A 15,572-nucleotide genomic window follows, 5' to 3' on the forward strand; every position below is an offset into this window, starting at 1 on the left:
CACAGTTCGGTCCAGTTCGGTTCTGTTCAGTCCGGTTCAGGCGAGCAGAAGCCGCACGGCATCCACTCCCGCCCCCGTGCGGCAGTCAACGCGCAACATCTCACGCACTCCGGCGTTCTGCAAATACCGCTCAGCCCGCTCAGGCTTACTTCCCGCCGCCTCGCAGTTGGTGACCAGCCCCGCCACCCGGCGGTTGAACATGGTGGCAAACTGCGGGGGAAACAGGCTGTTTCCGCGCGTGGCGTCCTGCAGCAGCACAAGTATGTCCGCCTCTGCCGCGGTAGTGATGAGGGCGGAATAAAAACGCCTGTTTTCCAGAAACTCGCCGGGGGTAATGATAAACCGCCCGCAGTATTCCACCGCCATGGCACGGCGGGGAACATGGTCGCAGCCAAGAACACGCATGAGCGCCCCTTTGCCCGTCCCGGTTTCTCCCATCAGCATGACTTTGTTCATACTCTCCGCCTACAAAATAACAGCACGCCCCTGAAAAGGGGCGCAACCACAGGGTATCACAAACGCTGTGTGCCGGAGCGGATCATGACCGCATAAGGGGCACAGCAGGGCTGTGACATACATACGTACATACATAATAATCAGGGGCGCATCAGAAACCCATCAGGGACGTATCAGGAGCGCGTCATCTCCACGGAAGCATACCGCAGCACGCCGTCAAAAAAGGCAAGCACGGCCTTCAGCGACGCCTCCACGCTGGAAACATCGCCCACCAGCACCAGTGACCCGCCGAAACGGTCCAGAAACCCTATCTCCACCGCGCCCGCCTTGGTGGCAATATCCGCTGCTATAATCACGCCCTCGCTGGGCGTAATGGTCAGAATGCCTATGGCGTCTCCCGCCTCGCCATCCAGACCCAGCTTGGTGTAAATGCCCTTCTGCGGGCTGGCTATCACGTGGGCAAGGGTTATCTGCTTGCCCGGCACGTATTCCTGTATCACCCGCTGCTTCGGGCTGTCCGGTACCATCGTCATTACGCCTCCCTATGCACAGCCGTCAGAATACCTGTCCGCCTGTTTCAGGCTCCGTGCTGCCGCACCGTCTGCGGTTACGGCACACGCCTCTTTTCCTTTCCTGTGCATCCTCAAAGACCCACCGTTCAGGAATGCCCGGCGGCTTGAACCGCCGGGCATTATTTCTGTACACGGTATTATCACCGTTCCGTGGCCCCGCCTGCTACCAGGCCAGTTCCAGCAGGGACCGGATATTGTCGTGCGAAGGACGCCGGGGGTTGCCCGCCGTGCAGATATCCTCCAGCACGTTACCGGACATCACGTCCAGATGATCGCGGAAGATGCGCTCCTCAATCTTCAGAGCGCCAATACGCGCAGGAATGCCCATAGCCTCGTTCATGTCATGTATGGCCTGAATCAGGCTCGCGGTCCCCTCTTCCACCGTGGCTGCGGGCAGAGAAACCATCTCGGCTATCTCGCGGTACTTCACACCCACGTCAAAGCTGTTGAAGCGGATAACATACGGCAGCACCACCGCGTTCGCCAGTCCGTGGGGCACATGGAACAGGCCGCCCAGACTATGCGCAATGCTGTGGGTTATGCCCAGCCCGCTGTTGTTAAAGGCCATACCCGCCATGCAGGAAGCCAGCAGCATCATCTCGCGCGCCTCCATGTCGTCCCCGCAGCGGTAGGCCCGCAGCAGGTAGGTGAACACGTAGCGTATGGCATATTCCGCATAGATGGATGTAAAGGCATTTGCCCCGCGCGAGGTATAGGCCTCAATGGCGTGGGTAAGCACGTCCATGCCCGTAGCAGCCGTCACCGAGGGCGGCAGCGTGCGGGTAAACCGCGCATCCAGAATGGCTATATCCGGTATGAGCAGTTCGTCATTGAGGGGAATCTTCACCTCATTGACCTTGTCCGTAACCACGGAAATAGCCGTAACCTCAGACCCGGTGCCGCTGGTGGTGGGAATGGCGACAAGCAGGGGCTTGGGCTTGCCCCCGCTTGCCTTATGGGCAAAGAACATGATGGCCTTGGCGGCGTCAATGGCCGAACCACCGCCTATGGCAATCACCACATCCGCCTGATCCTTGAGAAAAAGCAACGTCCCTTTGGTAACGGTTTCCAAAGACGGGTCAGGTTCCACGCCGTCAAAGGTGCTGTGCCCTATGCCGCTGCGGTCAAGGTGGCTCTTTATGCGGTCCGCAAAGCCCACCTTCACCATGAACGGGTCGGTCACGATAAACGCCTGCTTTGCGGACAGATGCTCCAGAGTCTCAAGGGCATCCTTTCCGTAGCAGATTTTCGTTTTTCCGTAGAACTGTGTCACCCTAGAAACCTCCGGGCATTGGAATGAAAAATGTTCTCGCAGCCTCGCCGTTTCCGCGCACAGGCGGCAGCGTAACCGCTGCGGATGCGGGCCGTTCGTCCGGGAGGCGGCAGGCTGGTTTATGGCACGGCCCTTTCCACACCGTGCCCCAGCCTGCCTCCGGAACGCGCAAACCGGCAGGCGAAAAAGCCCCCCGTCCCGCGCGTCAGATACACGCTACTTTTCAGAGCGCTTCGGCAGAATAAGCTCCACTTCGCTGTGGGGACGGGGAATAACGTGCACGCTCACCAGTTCGCCCACGCGGTCTGCGGCTGCGGCACCGGCATCGGTGGCGGCCTTCACCGCGCCCACATCGCCACGTACCATCACGGTCACCAGACCGCCGCCCACCTGTTCGCGGCCGATCAGTTCCACATTCGCGGCCTTCACCATGGCATCCGCAGCTTCAACGGCGCCGACAAGTCCCTTGGTTTCAATCATGCCCAGTGCGTTCATCATTGTATTCTCCTTTCAAACGCCCCTTGCGTGGTCTCTCAAATGTTGTCCCTGATGACCTTCACAGCCTCGCAGCTGACGGCCTTCAACTCTTCCGGGTCGTGGATGCCGAACTCATTCTTCAGAATGGCGGCCACGCCGAGCACCAGCCCTTCAAGATCGGTATGCCCCGCCGCCTCGGCCGTGCAGGCTGCCACCGCTCCTGCGGCGCATGCCGCGCAGGTGCATCCGGGCGGGCACGTGTAACCGGGCGGGCAATCGCCGTGGGCGGGTGCATACGCACCGGCACCGGGCCGGGGACCGTACTCCACGGCAATGCCGCGGCGGGAAAGCTCGTCACGGGCTCCCGCAGTCAGAATCACCGACCCGTCCGCGTACAGTTTGCCGTCTGCCTTGCAGATAAAGGAGTCCAGATTGTCCGCTCCCACAAGTTTCTTCTTCATGTTCACCTCACACCGCTTGTTCACAGCCTGTTGAAAATATGTTCAGCGCCCGGTCAGCGCCGCCACCACCGAGGCATCGGGCCCGGGAAGAATGACCACATCCACAAGGTTTGCCCCCAGAGACTCTCTGGCGGCCTCTGCAGCTTCCCGGACAGAGGCAATGTCTCCGCCAAGGATAAAATATGATTTCCCGTTAATGCCCTGCCCTGTCACCAGCCGCAGAATACGCACGGCAGAACGCTTCACCGCACTGTCCGCTGCCGCCACCCCGGAAGAGACGTTCCTGCATTCCACCACGCCCACGGCCTCTCCCTCATGCGCGGCAGCCCCTTTGCGCAGCGCCTCCATAACCTGCGGCGACACGTTGGAAAGCACAAAACTTCCGGCAAGGGGACGGTCCGTTTCTCTGGCCGCCTGCACGGCGGTTTCCACGGCTTCGCGGCTGCCGGAGACGTAGATCATGTACCTGCCGGAGCAAATGGTCCCCGCCCGCACCATATCCACGTGCGCCGCCTTCATCATCCGGTCCGCCAGATCCGCACCGGCGGCAATGCCCCTGCTTTCCACTATCCCCAGCGTGTCCAACGTACGGGGCGCATCGGGCATATTCGGCATAGCAGGAATATTCGGCGTATTCACGGGCTACTCCTCAGAGGGAACCTTCACCTCGTCGATAATGCCCACAATGGCAGCATCCACGGGTGCATCGGGAGTACGCAGCGCCATGCGTGCGGAACTGCCGGTAACCACAAGCACGCGCTCGCCTATGCCTGCGCCCACGCAATCCACAGCCACAAAGCTGTCATCGCCGTAAGGCCCCCCGGCGGCACACGCCGCCTCGCGCCGTACCACCATCAGCTTAAGACCGCTCAGAGCCTCTTCCTTGCGGGTGGCCCATACATTGCCTATGACCTTTCCGATAATCATACGCCCCTCGCCTTCATAAACATTTCTGAATGGCCAGATGGCCCCTGCCAGCAATCTCCGCAGCCAGCGGCGTTACCACGGCCCCGGCGGGAACCTGAAGAACGGCGGCTCCCTTCTCCAGTGCCGCGTTCACGGTGGCTTCCGTCACCAGCCCTTCACGAACACGCACCGTATCCGGCTGTCTGCGCCGGAACTCCCGCATGCCGTAGCCCGCCAGCGTCTTCTCATACGATTCGTACAGGCTGTAGAGCGGACCGGGTGCGGTTTCCGCATAGGCCCGGTAGCCGAACTCCAGCACCTCCACGGTCACGCCGGAAAGCAGCAGCCGCAGCACCTCTGTCATCAGGGAACCGGAGGCCCTTCCCAGCGCAAGGTCAGCCATGGCGGCGCAGCACAGGTGCGGCAGAATGTAACGCTGCGGAGTGCGTCCGGCCGCAGGTTCGGCAAAGAAGAGAAAATCCGCCTCTTCCTCAAGCTGCGCACGCACCTTGGCCGCCACCTGCCCGTCCCGTGCGCACAGAATCATGACGCAGGGCTTTTCCTTCGCGCCGTTAAGCTGCTTCAGCACCTCTCCGGCAATGGTGCGGACCAGTTCGTTCACATCCACGGGGTTCTCCTATGCGTCCTGTACATCTGTCGGAAAAATCTCAATCAGCAATTCAGGGCTATGCCCAGAGGGGTGACCAGAAACGGATTGGCGGGCTTGCAGACAGGGCGCCCCGTCTCCCGTTCCATCACCTTTTCCATATCCTTCAGGCAGCAGGTGCCGCCTACAAGATAGATGGCGGAAACGTCCCTGTTGCGGATATGGCTGTTCACTATGGAGGCCATCTTCTGAATCACCGGGCGCACCACAGGCAGAATCTCCGCCTGCATGTCCTCCCGCTTCTTCAGGGTCTCGGCCTCCTCAAAGCTCACCCGGTAGTTGCCAGCCAGCACCAGCGTAACGTGCGTGCCACCTGTGGCTTCGTCCGCCACATACACCACACGGCCCCCTTCAAGCACCGAAAGTCCGGTGGTGCCGCCGCCTATGTCCACTATCACCCCGTTCTCCACGCCGAGCACGGCATTGGCGGCAGTGGGTTCATCCAGAATAGCGGTCACTTCCAGCCCTGCGGCCTCCACCACATGGCGGTGGGTGCCGCAGTCGCGCTCCCCGGTTCCGGGCGGAACCGCTATGGCCGCATGGGTAAGCTTGCGGCCAAGCCGCGCCTCCAGTTGCCCCACCAGCCCGCGCACAATGCGCGCGGCTCCGGTATAGTCCACCACCAGTCCGTCCCGGACTACCTGTGCAAACTCCATGGCGCATGCCACCGGCTCGCGCAGGCTGTTCAGCACAACCACCACAATGTAGGCCGTGCCCAAGTCCACCCCTACGAACAACTTCTCCTCAAGCCCCACGGGCACCGTGGTTTCCAGGCAGGCCTCAAGGGCGGCCAGTCGGGCGTCAATTGCTGCAAAGTCCATTGCCTGCTCCGCGGGCCCGGCCCACAATCCGTCCGGTTACGTCGGAACTCCAGCCGGAGCTGTTCCCCTCGTCCGGGTCTATGTGCATGGACAGTCGAAAATTCTCGTGCACCCGGATAAGCACATCCTCCAGCACCACCGGACGCTCGCCGCCCAGCCGCACATTCACGAGGTCATTATCCGCAACACCGAACCGGCTGGCGTCTTCCGGCGACATGTGAATATGCCGCGCCGCCACGATAAGGCCTTCTTCCAGCCCCACAATGCCGGTCTGCGAGGCAAGGATGATGCCCGCGCTGCCCGCCGTATCGCCGGACTGCCGCACAGGTGCCACCGTGCCCAGAATACGCGCATCGGTCTTGGAAACCTCTACCTGCGAGGAACCGCGTGCAGGTCCCAGCACCGCCACGTTGTCTATGACGCCCTTGGGACCGATAAGCCGCACCCGTTCCTTGCACAAAAACTGTCCCGGCTGGGAAAGTTCCCGCACAGGCGTAAGCGGCCCGCCGAAAAGAGCCACGGCGTCCTTTTCGCTCAGGTGAACATGACGCCCGGAAAGTTCCACCGGAATCTCTTCCTGTGTGTTCGGGCCGCACTCTGTCGCGCCATGCCCAACTATCTGGCTCAGCACGTTGCGGACCACCCCTTCCAGCACTTCCCTTACGGCTTTCTCATCCATAACGGCTCCGCGTTCGTTACACTGCATACCTGTCACATTTCCGTTCATCGCTTGCGGGAGCTGCGTACCATACCCGGACAAGCTCTGGTCGCCGCCTTGCCACGACCACGCCGCGTCCACCCCCAGTTCCAGACCATCTGCCGTATGCCCTTGCCCGGCACAGGGAAACAGCTTCCTTTCCCCCGGCACAGGCGAACAACCTGATCATGCCCATGTGTGCAGCGGAGGGGGATGGAGCTCCCCCTCCTCCGCTTTCCGTGTCCCCGCGTGTCCGCCAAGACACACAAGGAACCGCACACACATTCTTTACGCGCCGGCCTTGGGAAGAATGGTTTCCACTTCGCCGTGCGGGCGGGGAATAACGTGCACGCTCACCAGTTCGCCCACGCGCTTGGCGGCTGCTGCACCTGCGTCGGTTGCTGCCTTCACTGCGCCCACGTCGCCGCGCACCATCACGGTTACCAGACCGCCGCCCACCTGCGTACGGCCCACCAGCACCACGTTGGCTGCCTTGACCATTGCGTCAGCTGCTTCGATGGCGCCCACAAGACCCTTGGTTTCAATCATTCCCAGTGCGTTGGAAGTCGTCATGGAATACTCCTTGCGATATGCTGTTGTTTTGCTCTGTTATTGCGTGCCCCAAAGGGGCGCTAAGCCATTTTCTTAAGCTGTTCCAGGATCATGGCCGTTATGGCCTGCACATCCAGACTGGCGGCGTCGGCCTGCGCCTCTGCCTGCCCGTACGTCTTTCCATGCGTCTGGCCATGCGTCTGGCCATACCCCTGCTGTGCCGGTGCGGCGCAGACGGCGTTCCCCAGGTCATAGGCCACACGGCGGATGTTCATCAGGTTCAGCGGAGTCACGTTGTCCGAGGTGGAGCTTCCGCCCACAGTGCCGCACCCCAGCGTGAACGAGGGGAACAGCGAAGTGCTTATACCCACGGCGCCATGGGTGGACGGCGTGTTCACCAGCAGGCGGGAAACCGGCTTCTTCAAGCCGAACTCGCGGATGACCTCTTCGTTGCGGGAATGGATGGCAAGCGAATGGCCTATGCCGCCGTTCTGCAACAGCGCGTGGCACATTTCGCAGGCTTCCTTCCAATCGTTCACCACGTAGAATCCGAGCAGCGCGGTGAGTTTTTCCTTGGAGAAGGGATAGCGGGGGCCCACGCCCTTTTCGTCGGAGACCAGCAGACGGGTTCCGGCCGGAACCTCAATGCCCGCCTTGGCGGCAATGTACATGGCGTCGCGGCCCACAATTTCCGGGTTCATGGCTCCGTTGGAACGCTCCATGACGCGCTTGACCTTTTCCAGCTTCTCGCCTTCAAGGAAATACGCCCCGTGCGCCACAAGCGCGGCCTTCACCTTGTCTGCAATCACCGCCTCGGTCACAATGGACTGCTCAGAGGCGCACACCGTGCCGTTGTCAAAGGTCTTGCTGGCAAAAATCTTGGCAACGGCGTCTTCAATGTCCGCACTGCGTTCGATGAAGGCAGGCACGTTGCCTGCTCCCACGCCCAGCGCAGGTGTGCCGGAGCTGTAAGCAGCCTTGACCATGCCGGGACCGCCCGTGGCCAGAATAAGGTCCACAATCTTCATCAGTTCCGTGCTGCCTTCAAGGGTAGGCACACTCATCACGCTCACCACGTCTTCGCACACGCCGCAGTCGTGCAGCACGCCGCGGATAAGCTCCACGGTTCTGCCGATGCACTTGCGTGCGCTGGGATGCGGCGTAAACACAATGGCGTTGCCCGCCTTGAGCGCGATCATGGATTTGTAGATGGTCGTGGACGTGGGGTTGGTGGACGGGATGATCCCGGCGATAACACCCATGGGAACGGCTATCTCGGTGACCTTGTGCTCTTTGTCCTCGCTGAGGATGCCGATGGTCTTCATGTCCTTGATGGCGGCATACAACTTTTCGCTGGCGAGGATATTCTTGACCTTCTTGTCCTGCACCTTGCCGAAGCCGGTCTCTTCCACCGCCAGCGCGGCAAGGGGTTCCGCCTGAGCGTACAGGGCGTCGGCAATGGCCTTTATTATGCCGTCGACACGTTCCTGTCCCAACTGGGCGAACTCAGCCTGCGCCTTACGCGCGGCACGCACGAGGGCCCGGGCTTCCTGAATGGACAATAAATCCTTGTCTACCATTGCACTACTCCTCTATCTGCCTGTATGCGTTGATGATCGCGTCAATCAGGTCCTTCTTGGCGGCTGTCGTCAACTCGTCCGCAGTAAGGGAAACGCCCTTCAGCGACCGGGCAACCTGCCGCAACCTGCCCACGTTCATCTTCTTCAGTTGAGAAATTTCGTATCGTGCGGGCGTTGCTGCATCGCCCTTCCCTGCTGTCTTGCCCGCTGTCGTTTCGGGCACCTTCACACCATCAGCCGCAGGCACGGCTGCCTGCGCAGATGCCTTTACGGCAGGCCCCGCAGACGCGCAGCACACCGCAGCCTGCGCAGCGTCCGTAGCCGGATGCAGAGCCAGAATCGTTGCAATCTCCGCATCAGGGCGGGCAATGACATGCCCGGAAACAAGCGCCGCTCCGTCAATACGCCCTATGGCAGCCACCGCCGCTTCCACAGAAGCACTCACGGCCGACACTTCACCCGCAACGGTTATGGTCACCAGACCGCCGCCCACCATATTCCGTTCCAGAAGCCGCACGTCCGCCGCCTTGAGCATGGCGTCCGCCCCTTCCACGGCTGCGAGCAGGCCTTTCGTCTCAATCAGTCCCAGTGCCGTCATGGTCTTCTCTCCCCGTGCGGGGTGCTCCCGCACTCCGCTCTCCGGCGTCCGCCCCCGTCAGGGGCGCATGCGCCTGTTGTTCCGTTGCTGCGCCGCGCTCTGCACTAATGGCGGATAACCGTGACCTGAAAATCGTACTGCCCAAGCCGGGATTCTATCCGGTCCAGATCCGCGTCACTCAGGCCGCATTCCCCCTTCAGGGGATACTCCCAGCCCAGTTGGGCATATTTCCCCACTCCCATTTTGTGATAGGGAAGCAGGTCCACACCCTTGAAATTCTTGTATTCCTTATAGGGGCGAAGGAACTCGATCAGCTGTTCCAGCTCACCTTCACCGTCATTCACACCCTTCAGCAGCGGCACCCGCACCTTCACGTTGTGCCTGCTTTCCAGCAGCCAGCGCAGGTTGGACAAAATGGTCTCGTTGCGCACTCCCGTCAGCTCGTAATGCCGTGCAGAATCCATGTGCTTCACGTCATAGAGGAACAGATCCGTGAACTCCGCCACCTTCTTCACCACTTCCGGGCGGGCGTAGCCGCAGGTTTCCAGCGCGGTGTGTATGCCCCGCTGCCTGCATGCCATGAGCAGGCTGCACGCTGCTTCCGGCTGCATAAGCACCTCGCCGCCGCCCAGCGTCACCCCACCGCCGGACACCTCGTAAAACGGCCGGTCTTCCTCAATAATCTCCAGAAGTTCCGATATGGTCTTACTCTCACCCACCACCGCAAGGGCAGAAGCGTTGCAGGCCTGTTCACACTTGCGGCAGCCCACGCACTCGCGTCCGGCAACTATCTCATGCCGCCCGCTTCCCGGTGCCATCCGGTGAACCCCGGTGGGACAGACAGCAACACAGGCACCGCAGTCCACGCACAGGTTCCGCTTGTACAGCACCTGAAACTGCCGGACCTGCCCTTCGGGATTCGAACACCACACGCAACGCAGGGGACACCCCTTGAAGAACACCAGTGTCCGCACACCGGGACCGTCATACATGTTGTATTTCTGTATGTTGAAAATGAGTGCTTTTCTTTCAATCACGGTGTCTTCTCTGTTGTTCCGTTTGTCGCGTCAGTGCCGAATCCCGAAGAGGCCCGATATCCGTTAAAGCGAATGCAGCATGGTTCTGCTGATAATCTCGTCCTGCACGTCCTTGCACAGTTCCACAAAGAACGCGCTGTATCCGGCCACCCGCACCACAAGGTCGCGGTACTTTTCGGGATGCTTCTGGGCGTCCAGCAGCACCTCGTTATCCAGATAGTTGAACTGCATCTCACCGTTGCCCAGCATGCATGCCGTGCGGATAAGCGTGATGATGCCGTTCTCGCCTTCCGGCGTATCCAGCAGGCCGGACATGAGCTTGAAGTTGTGCACCATGCCTATGTTCATATTATCGTTGGCCATCTTGGAAACGGACTTGATAATGGCCGTGGGGCCCTTGTAGTCCGCACCCTGCGTGGGGCTTATGCCGTCGGAAAGGGGCATCCATGCCCGGCGTCCGTTGGCAGAGGCACCCAGCAACTGGCCGAAGGGAGTATTGTTGGAAATGGAGAGCGTGCCGTGGCTCAGCACCGAATAGAGCGTCTTGAACTTGCGGTGCTCCTGCTCGGTAAAGTGCACAAGGTCCGCCGCGATAAGGTCGGCATAGTCGTCGTCGTTGCCGTACTTGGGCGCGGCAAGGCAGTCTGCCAGCATCTGCTCGTGGCCCTCAAAGTTGGCCTTCAGGGCTTCGTTCATCTGGGCAAGGGTGTACTTTTTGTCTTCGTAGACCAGCTTGCGGATGGCGGCCATGGAGTCCACATAGGTGGCAAGTCCGCTCCACACCACGCCGGGGCCGAAGTTGTACATGGCACCGCCGGAGGCAACGTCGCGGCCAGATTCCATGCAGCCTTCGTACATGATGGACATAAGCGGCTTGGGAGCCAGATCACGGTGCACGCGCTGCGAAATCACCGTGGCAACGCTGGACCACTTGGTGATGTAGCGAATCTGCTCCTTCACGGCGGCTTCAAACTTCTCGTAGGTGTCAAACTGCTCCAGCGGCCCCATGTCCGGGCAAACCTTCTTGCCGTACCACAGCGGCACGCCGTGGTTGAGCACCAGCTCGATGCAGATGGGCCACTGCGTATACGCGGTGGAGGTCCACTGATACAGGCGGCCGGACTTCTGAGGCTCCACGCAGCCCATAAGGCAGTAGTCGCGGGCATCTTCCATGGAAACGCCCTTGGCCAGCATCATCTTTATGTGCGCATCGTCAAAGTGCACGGCGGGAAAGCCCATGCCGGAGCGGATAACATCCACGATCTTCTTCAGATACTTCAGCGGCGACCTGTTGTGCACGCGGGTGGCAAGCGAAGGCTGGTAGATGCGCACGTGGCGCACGGCGTCCATGAGCAGATAGGTCAGGTCGTTGGTGGCATCGCGCCCGTCACGGGTCACGCCGCCCACGCACATGTTCACGAACGGCTGGTATCCCGCAAAGAACTTGGACCCGCCTTCGCTGGTTATCCACATCATTTCGGACATCTTGATGAGCATGCAGCCCGCAAGGTCAAACGCCTCGTACTCGCTCAGACGGCCCGAATCGATATCCGCCCGGTAGAAGGGATACATGTACTGGTCCACACGGCCAATGGACATACCCGTCTGGTTTTCTTCCACCACCAGCAGCGATTCAATGGTCCACACGGCCTGAATGGCTTCCCAGAAGTTGGTGGGCGCGTGCGCGGGAACCCGCGCATTCACTTCAGATATCTTCAGCAGCTCAGCCTTGCGCCGGGGGTCGGTTTCCTTGGCGGCAAGTTCGGCTGCGTACTGCGACATGCGGCGCGCATAGATCATCACGCCTTCGGCGGTGTCGATGACAGACTTGTAGAAGTAGATCTTCTCGATATCGTCCGGGTTCTCGTAATCCAGATGTTCCAGATGCTCGCGGGCTTCACGCTGAATATCCAGCATCCCCTTCTTCATCAGAATCACGTCATAGCCGGGGTTGGAGTCGCCCCCGCCGTTCACGGCGTGGTAGGAGCAGTCAGAAACATACGACTCGCCGGAAAGCTCCCACAGTCCCGCCTCGCGGTACTGGCTTTCGCAGTATTCGTCCACGGACTGGCTCTTCCAGAAGGGGAAGATTTCCTCGCGCATGATGCGCTTGTCTTCATCGGAAATGTAGAAAGGGTCCTGCGGGCGGCTGCCAATGGTATCCATCTCGGCTTCCATCCAGCGCCATGCGATGTCGGGAGAAAACGCCCCTGCGCGCGGTGCGCCGTTGGGTGCGCCCACGATGAGTTCGTGGTCCTGAATAACCAGCGGCGCGGTTTCGCAGCAATACCGGAAGCTCTTGCCCCGCAGCAGAACCTTGGGCATGCCCGGATTTTCCTTGGCAATCTTGGTGATGGCCCGGGCACGGTGGGTCGTTACGCTGGGAACGTGCTTAAGGAAATTCTCCTTCAGCCGGACATGGCGCTCCGTGGGTCCGTCAGGAATCCCGCCGGCAACCGCAGAAGCGGCAGCATACGGCGCGGCGGCAGGCTGGCTGCGGACAATCTCTGCGGAAACGCCTTCGAATATCTTGCGCAGCGAGGCACGTTCCGCCGGGGTCAGGTTCTTTGTAGCCTCTGCGAGCTTGGTTGAAAAATCGTGAAGATCCACTTTGCATCCTCCCTTTATCAGCTATTGACCATCACCTGAAGCAGAGCCGTCCATGGCGCGGATGGCTTCCTGCAGCAGCCGGTGCAATGCCTGCATCTGTATGGAATTACAGTCTTCCTTGTTCAAAATATCTGCCTGCCCCGTAGCCGCCAAATCTCCGGCTGTCACTCCGGCTGTCGCTCCGGCTGCCGTTCCGGGCGCAGTGCCGTTCGCATAATGGGTGCCGTCCATGTCCCGCACGCCGTATCCCACCCTGCGCGTGTACACGAGGTGCAGCGGAGAAACGTTGTCCGAGGTGATGCCCTGCCCGGTGGAACCGCTGCCCAGGGTCATGGAGGGGAAAAGATTGGTGGTCGCGCCCATGCCGCCAAAGGTGGAAGGCGTGTTAACCAGCAGCCGCGCAACCGGTTTGCGCAACGCAAACTGCCGTATGACTTCCTCATCTCTGGAGTGGATGACCAGCGTGTGGGCGCTGCGTTCGTGCACCAGCAGTTCAATGCACTTCTCGCAGGCATGCATCCAGTCGTCTTCCACGTACAGGGCAAGCACAGGGCAAAGCAGTTCGCGGCAGTAGGGGTCAGAAACGGAAACATACCTGCGGTCCGCCACAAGCACAGTGGTTTCTTCCGGCACGCAAAACCCTGCCCGGCGGGCAAGGGCAGCAGGCGCAAGGCCCACCATGGCAGGATTCCTCCTGCCATCCGCGCAGAAGAATAACGCGCCCAGCCGGTGCGATTCCTCTTCAGACATGAAATACGCCCCGTTCTCCCGCAGTGCCCGGCGCACCTCCTGCTCAATGCAGGCGTCCGCCACAATGGACTGCTCCGCCGAAGAGGCGATACCGTTATCAAAGGTCTTGCTGGCAATGATATCCCGCACCGCGCGGTTCACGTCCGCCGTGCGCTCAATAAAGGCGGGACCGTGCCCCGTGCCGCCGCAGATGACGGACTTGCCCGCATCACGCGCTTCGCGCACCATGCCCGGCACCCCGGTCACCATGACCAGCGATACCGCAGGGTGCCGCATCAGCTCGCGCGTGCCGCTCCGGGTAACCGTGTCCAGATAGGCAAGGGCGCCTTCGGGCAGACCGTGAGCATAGGCGGCAGTGGCCATAATCCCCAGCACCTTGCCTATGCTGCCGCACGCGCGGGGGTGCGGGGAAAAGATGATGGCGTTGCCGGACTTGATGGCGATAAGGGCATTGTGAATGGTGGTGGAAACCGGACTGGTCACAGGGCAAAGGGAAACAACCACTCCCACGGGCACGCCGATATCCAGCAGACGCCGCTCCCGGTCCTCGCCTATCACGCCCACGCACCGCATGCCCCGCAACCGCATGCGCACGGTGTCGCACACAAAGCGGTTTTTCAGGTACTTGTCCTGCCATCTGCCATAGCCGGTTTCTTCCTGCGACTGTACGGCAAGCGCACGCACATGCCCTTCCACGGCATCGGCCATGGCTTCCACTATGGCATCCAGCCGCTCCTGCGTGAACGCGGCAAGCCGCCGCTGCGCCTCAAAGGCGTTCTCGGCCAGAATTCTGGCCTTCTGCATGGAGAGCAGGTCGCTGTCGACTATCATCATGCACCCCTCAACCCTTCACCGCGTCTTCGCACGGCTGCGCACACCACCACCGTCCGCCTGTCCGCCCCTTGCAGGCCGGAACCGCAAAACGCATTTGCCAACAGCCTGCTAGGCCAGCAGGTTTTCCAGAGCGTACCGCTTGGTAATCTTCATCAGGTCGGGATGGGGCGTGGGAATGACCAGCTTGCTGTACACATTGGCCCCCATGGCTTCCACAGCCTTCACACCCGCTTCAACAGCGGACACGCAGGCGGCCACATCGCCCTGAACCAGAACGGAAATATACCCGGAGGCAACGTTCTCGTACCCGATGAGTTCCACATCCGCCGTCTTGAGCATGGCGTCTGCAGCCTCAAGCACGTACACAATGCCAAAGGTCTCGATAAGGCCCATAGCCCGCGGTCTGCCTGTCGGCTCTGCATCGGCGTCATCCCCGCCCACACCGTGCACGGAAACAATGTCGCCCACCGGACGGATGGGACGCGGCATCACGTTGCAGGCCGTCATCTTGCCCACTTCCGCCGCAGCCGCTGCACCGGCATCCACCGATGCCTGCACCGCTCCCACATCCCCCTTGACCATAATGGTCACAAGCGTGGACCCCACGTTCTCGTAGGCTATCAACTGCACGTTGGCTGCCTTCAGCATCCTGTCCGCCGCGCCTATGGCGGGCACCATCCCCAGCGTCTCGACAAGTCCGAGCGCCTCTTCGCCGTAGTACCTCATATAGTCTCCCTTACCGCTGCAACTTGTGTCGTTGTCTGAAAAAGCACCCCGGCTCCAAACGTTCCAAGCGTTCCGGCCCTAAAGTGCCTACTGTGTGCTACCCTACCCCTTCCCCCATAGGGGAAAGTCAACACCCTTTTTCAAAAACATGTGAAAATTTTATTTATGGCCGTAATCATTGCTCTTCCGCACGCAGAACTGCGTAAAAATCCTTGTCCGGAAGGGTAAAAGAACCCTCCCGTCCCCGCTCATCAGCACGCCAACGCTCCCCGTAAGGGCAATGGACTCACCGCCATCCACGCGTTACCGGCGGATATTGCTATTTTTTTCACAAAGCCTGTAATGTTCCGGCCCAGCCCAAGTACCGGACAGAACGCGGCTCATGCCCCGCAAACAGGGCCGCATAAGCGCCGCACAGCGGCTTCAGGCGCTCTGGGAAAGCACAAAAATGATGCTTCCCGTTGGGGCAAGGTCGGGTACTGCAAACAACAAAAGCACAGCCACACAATCGTCACAACATTCTGAATTAAAAAGAAATATCACATATCAACAATT

At 60.5% G+C, this 15,572-nt stretch carries 17 protein-coding genes; all 17 read right to left on the reverse strand.

Annotated elements, in window-relative coordinates:
- Nucleotides 1-36: 36 nt before the first annotated feature.
- The 17 genes from HUV26_RS04440 to HUV26_RS17070 all read right to left on the reverse strand — a co-directional run bounded on the left by HUV26_RS04440 (nucleotide 37) and on the right by HUV26_RS17070 (nucleotide 15,017).
- Nucleotides 37-456 carry a EutP/PduV family microcompartment system protein gene (locus HUV26_RS04440; protein ID WP_174408911.1) on the reverse strand — a complete coding sequence of 140 codons (420 nt, stop codon included), beginning with the start codon at nucleotides 454-456 and terminating at the stop codon, nucleotides 37-39.
- A gap of 173 nt (nucleotides 457-629) precedes the next feature.
- Nucleotides 630-989, reverse strand: coding sequence for a BMC domain-containing protein (locus HUV26_RS04445; RefSeq protein ID WP_174408912.1), 360 nt, complete (start codon nucleotides 987-989; stop codon nucleotides 630-632).
- A gap of 202 nt (nucleotides 990-1,191) precedes the next feature.
- Nucleotides 1,192-2,301 (reverse strand): 1-propanol dehydrogenase PduQ, encoded by a 1,110-nt coding sequence (locus tag HUV26_RS04450; RefSeq protein WP_174408913.1) that lies wholly within the window; start codon nucleotides 2,299-2,301, stop codon nucleotides 1,192-1,194.
- 216 nt (nucleotides 2,302-2,517) lie between these two features.
- Complete coding sequence (eutM, locus tag HUV26_RS04455; protein WP_174408914.1) at nucleotides 2,518-2,799, reverse strand: ethanolamine utilization microcompartment protein EutM; 282 nt, start codon at nucleotides 2,797-2,799, stop codon at nucleotides 2,518-2,520.
- Between the two features lie 35 nt (nucleotides 2,800-2,834).
- Complete coding sequence (locus HUV26_RS04460; RefSeq protein ID WP_174408915.1) at nucleotides 2,835-3,239, reverse strand: hypothetical protein; 405 nt, start codon at nucleotides 3,237-3,239, stop codon at nucleotides 2,835-2,837.
- 42 nt (nucleotides 3,240-3,281) lie between these two features.
- Nucleotides 3,282-3,878 (reverse strand): BMC domain-containing protein, encoded by a 597-nt coding sequence (locus HUV26_RS04465; RefSeq protein ID WP_243451261.1) that lies wholly within the window; start codon nucleotides 3,876-3,878, stop codon nucleotides 3,282-3,284.
- A gap of 3 nt (nucleotides 3,879-3,881) precedes the next feature.
- Entirely contained in the window at nucleotides 3,882-4,166 is a 285-nt protein-coding gene (locus HUV26_RS04470; RefSeq protein WP_174408916.1) for a EutN/CcmL family microcompartment protein, read from the reverse strand.
- 13 nt (nucleotides 4,167-4,179) lie between these two features.
- A complete protein-coding gene (locus tag HUV26_RS04475; protein WP_174408917.1) occupies nucleotides 4,180-4,773 on the reverse strand; it encodes a hypothetical protein in 594 nt (197 codons plus the stop codon).
- A 44-nt stretch (nucleotides 4,774-4,817) separates the two neighbouring features.
- Nucleotides 4,818-5,633: an ethanolamine utilization protein EutJ gene (gene eutJ / locus HUV26_RS04480; protein ID WP_174408918.1), complete on the reverse strand. Its 816-nt coding sequence runs from the start codon at nucleotides 5,631-5,633 to the stop codon at nucleotides 4,818-4,820.
- Nucleotides 5,614-6,312 carry a phosphate propanoyltransferase gene (locus HUV26_RS04485; RefSeq protein ID WP_174408919.1) on the reverse strand — a complete coding sequence of 233 codons (699 nt, stop codon included), beginning with the start codon at nucleotides 6,310-6,312 and terminating at the stop codon, nucleotides 5,614-5,616. The genes eutJ and HUV26_RS04485 overlap by 20 nt, the downstream gene beginning before the upstream one ends.
- A 306-nt stretch (nucleotides 6,313-6,618) precedes the next feature.
- Nucleotides 6,619-6,903 carry an ethanolamine utilization microcompartment protein EutM gene (gene eutM, locus HUV26_RS04490; protein WP_174408920.1) on the reverse strand — a complete coding sequence of 95 codons (285 nt, stop codon included), beginning with the start codon at nucleotides 6,901-6,903 and terminating at the stop codon, nucleotides 6,619-6,621.
- A gap of 59 nt (nucleotides 6,904-6,962) precedes the next feature.
- A complete protein-coding gene (locus HUV26_RS04495; protein ID WP_174408921.1) occupies nucleotides 6,963-8,462 on the reverse strand; it encodes an acetaldehyde dehydrogenase (acetylating) in 1,500 nt (499 codons plus the stop codon).
- Between the two features lie 4 nt (nucleotides 8,463-8,466).
- Nucleotides 8,467-9,093 (reverse strand): BMC domain-containing protein, encoded by a 627-nt coding sequence (locus HUV26_RS16965; RefSeq protein ID WP_308483147.1) that lies wholly within the window; start codon nucleotides 9,091-9,093, stop codon nucleotides 8,467-8,469.
- A gap of 71 nt (nucleotides 9,094-9,164) precedes the next feature.
- The gene (gene cutD / locus HUV26_RS04505) at nucleotides 9,165-10,097 is read right to left on the reverse strand and encodes a choline TMA-lyase-activating enzyme (protein WP_174408922.1); all 933 of its coding nucleotides are present in this window, start codon (nucleotides 10,095-10,097) and stop codon (nucleotides 9,165-9,167) included.
- 63 nt (nucleotides 10,098-10,160) lie between these two features.
- Nucleotides 10,161-12,707 carry a choline trimethylamine-lyase gene (gene cutC / locus HUV26_RS04510; protein ID WP_174408923.1) on the reverse strand — a complete coding sequence of 849 codons (2,547 nt, stop codon included), beginning with the start codon at nucleotides 12,705-12,707 and terminating at the stop codon, nucleotides 10,161-10,163.
- Between the two features lie 21 nt (nucleotides 12,708-12,728).
- Nucleotides 12,729-14,291 (reverse strand): aldehyde dehydrogenase family protein, encoded by a 1,563-nt coding sequence (locus HUV26_RS04515; RefSeq protein WP_174408924.1) that lies wholly within the window; start codon nucleotides 14,289-14,291, stop codon nucleotides 12,729-12,731.
- 108 nt (nucleotides 14,292-14,399) lie between these two features.
- The gene (locus HUV26_RS17070) at nucleotides 14,400-15,017 is read right to left on the reverse strand and encodes a BMC domain-containing protein (RefSeq protein WP_174408925.1); all 618 of its coding nucleotides are present in this window, start codon (nucleotides 15,015-15,017) and stop codon (nucleotides 14,400-14,402) included.
- Nucleotides 15,018-15,572 lie beyond the last annotated feature (555 nt).

Origin of the sequence: Desulfovibrio psychrotolerans (assembly GCF_013340305.1) — a bacterium.
Classification (GTDB): domain Bacteria; phylum Desulfobacterota; class Desulfovibrionia; order Desulfovibrionales; family Desulfovibrionaceae; genus Halodesulfovibrio; species Halodesulfovibrio psychrotolerans.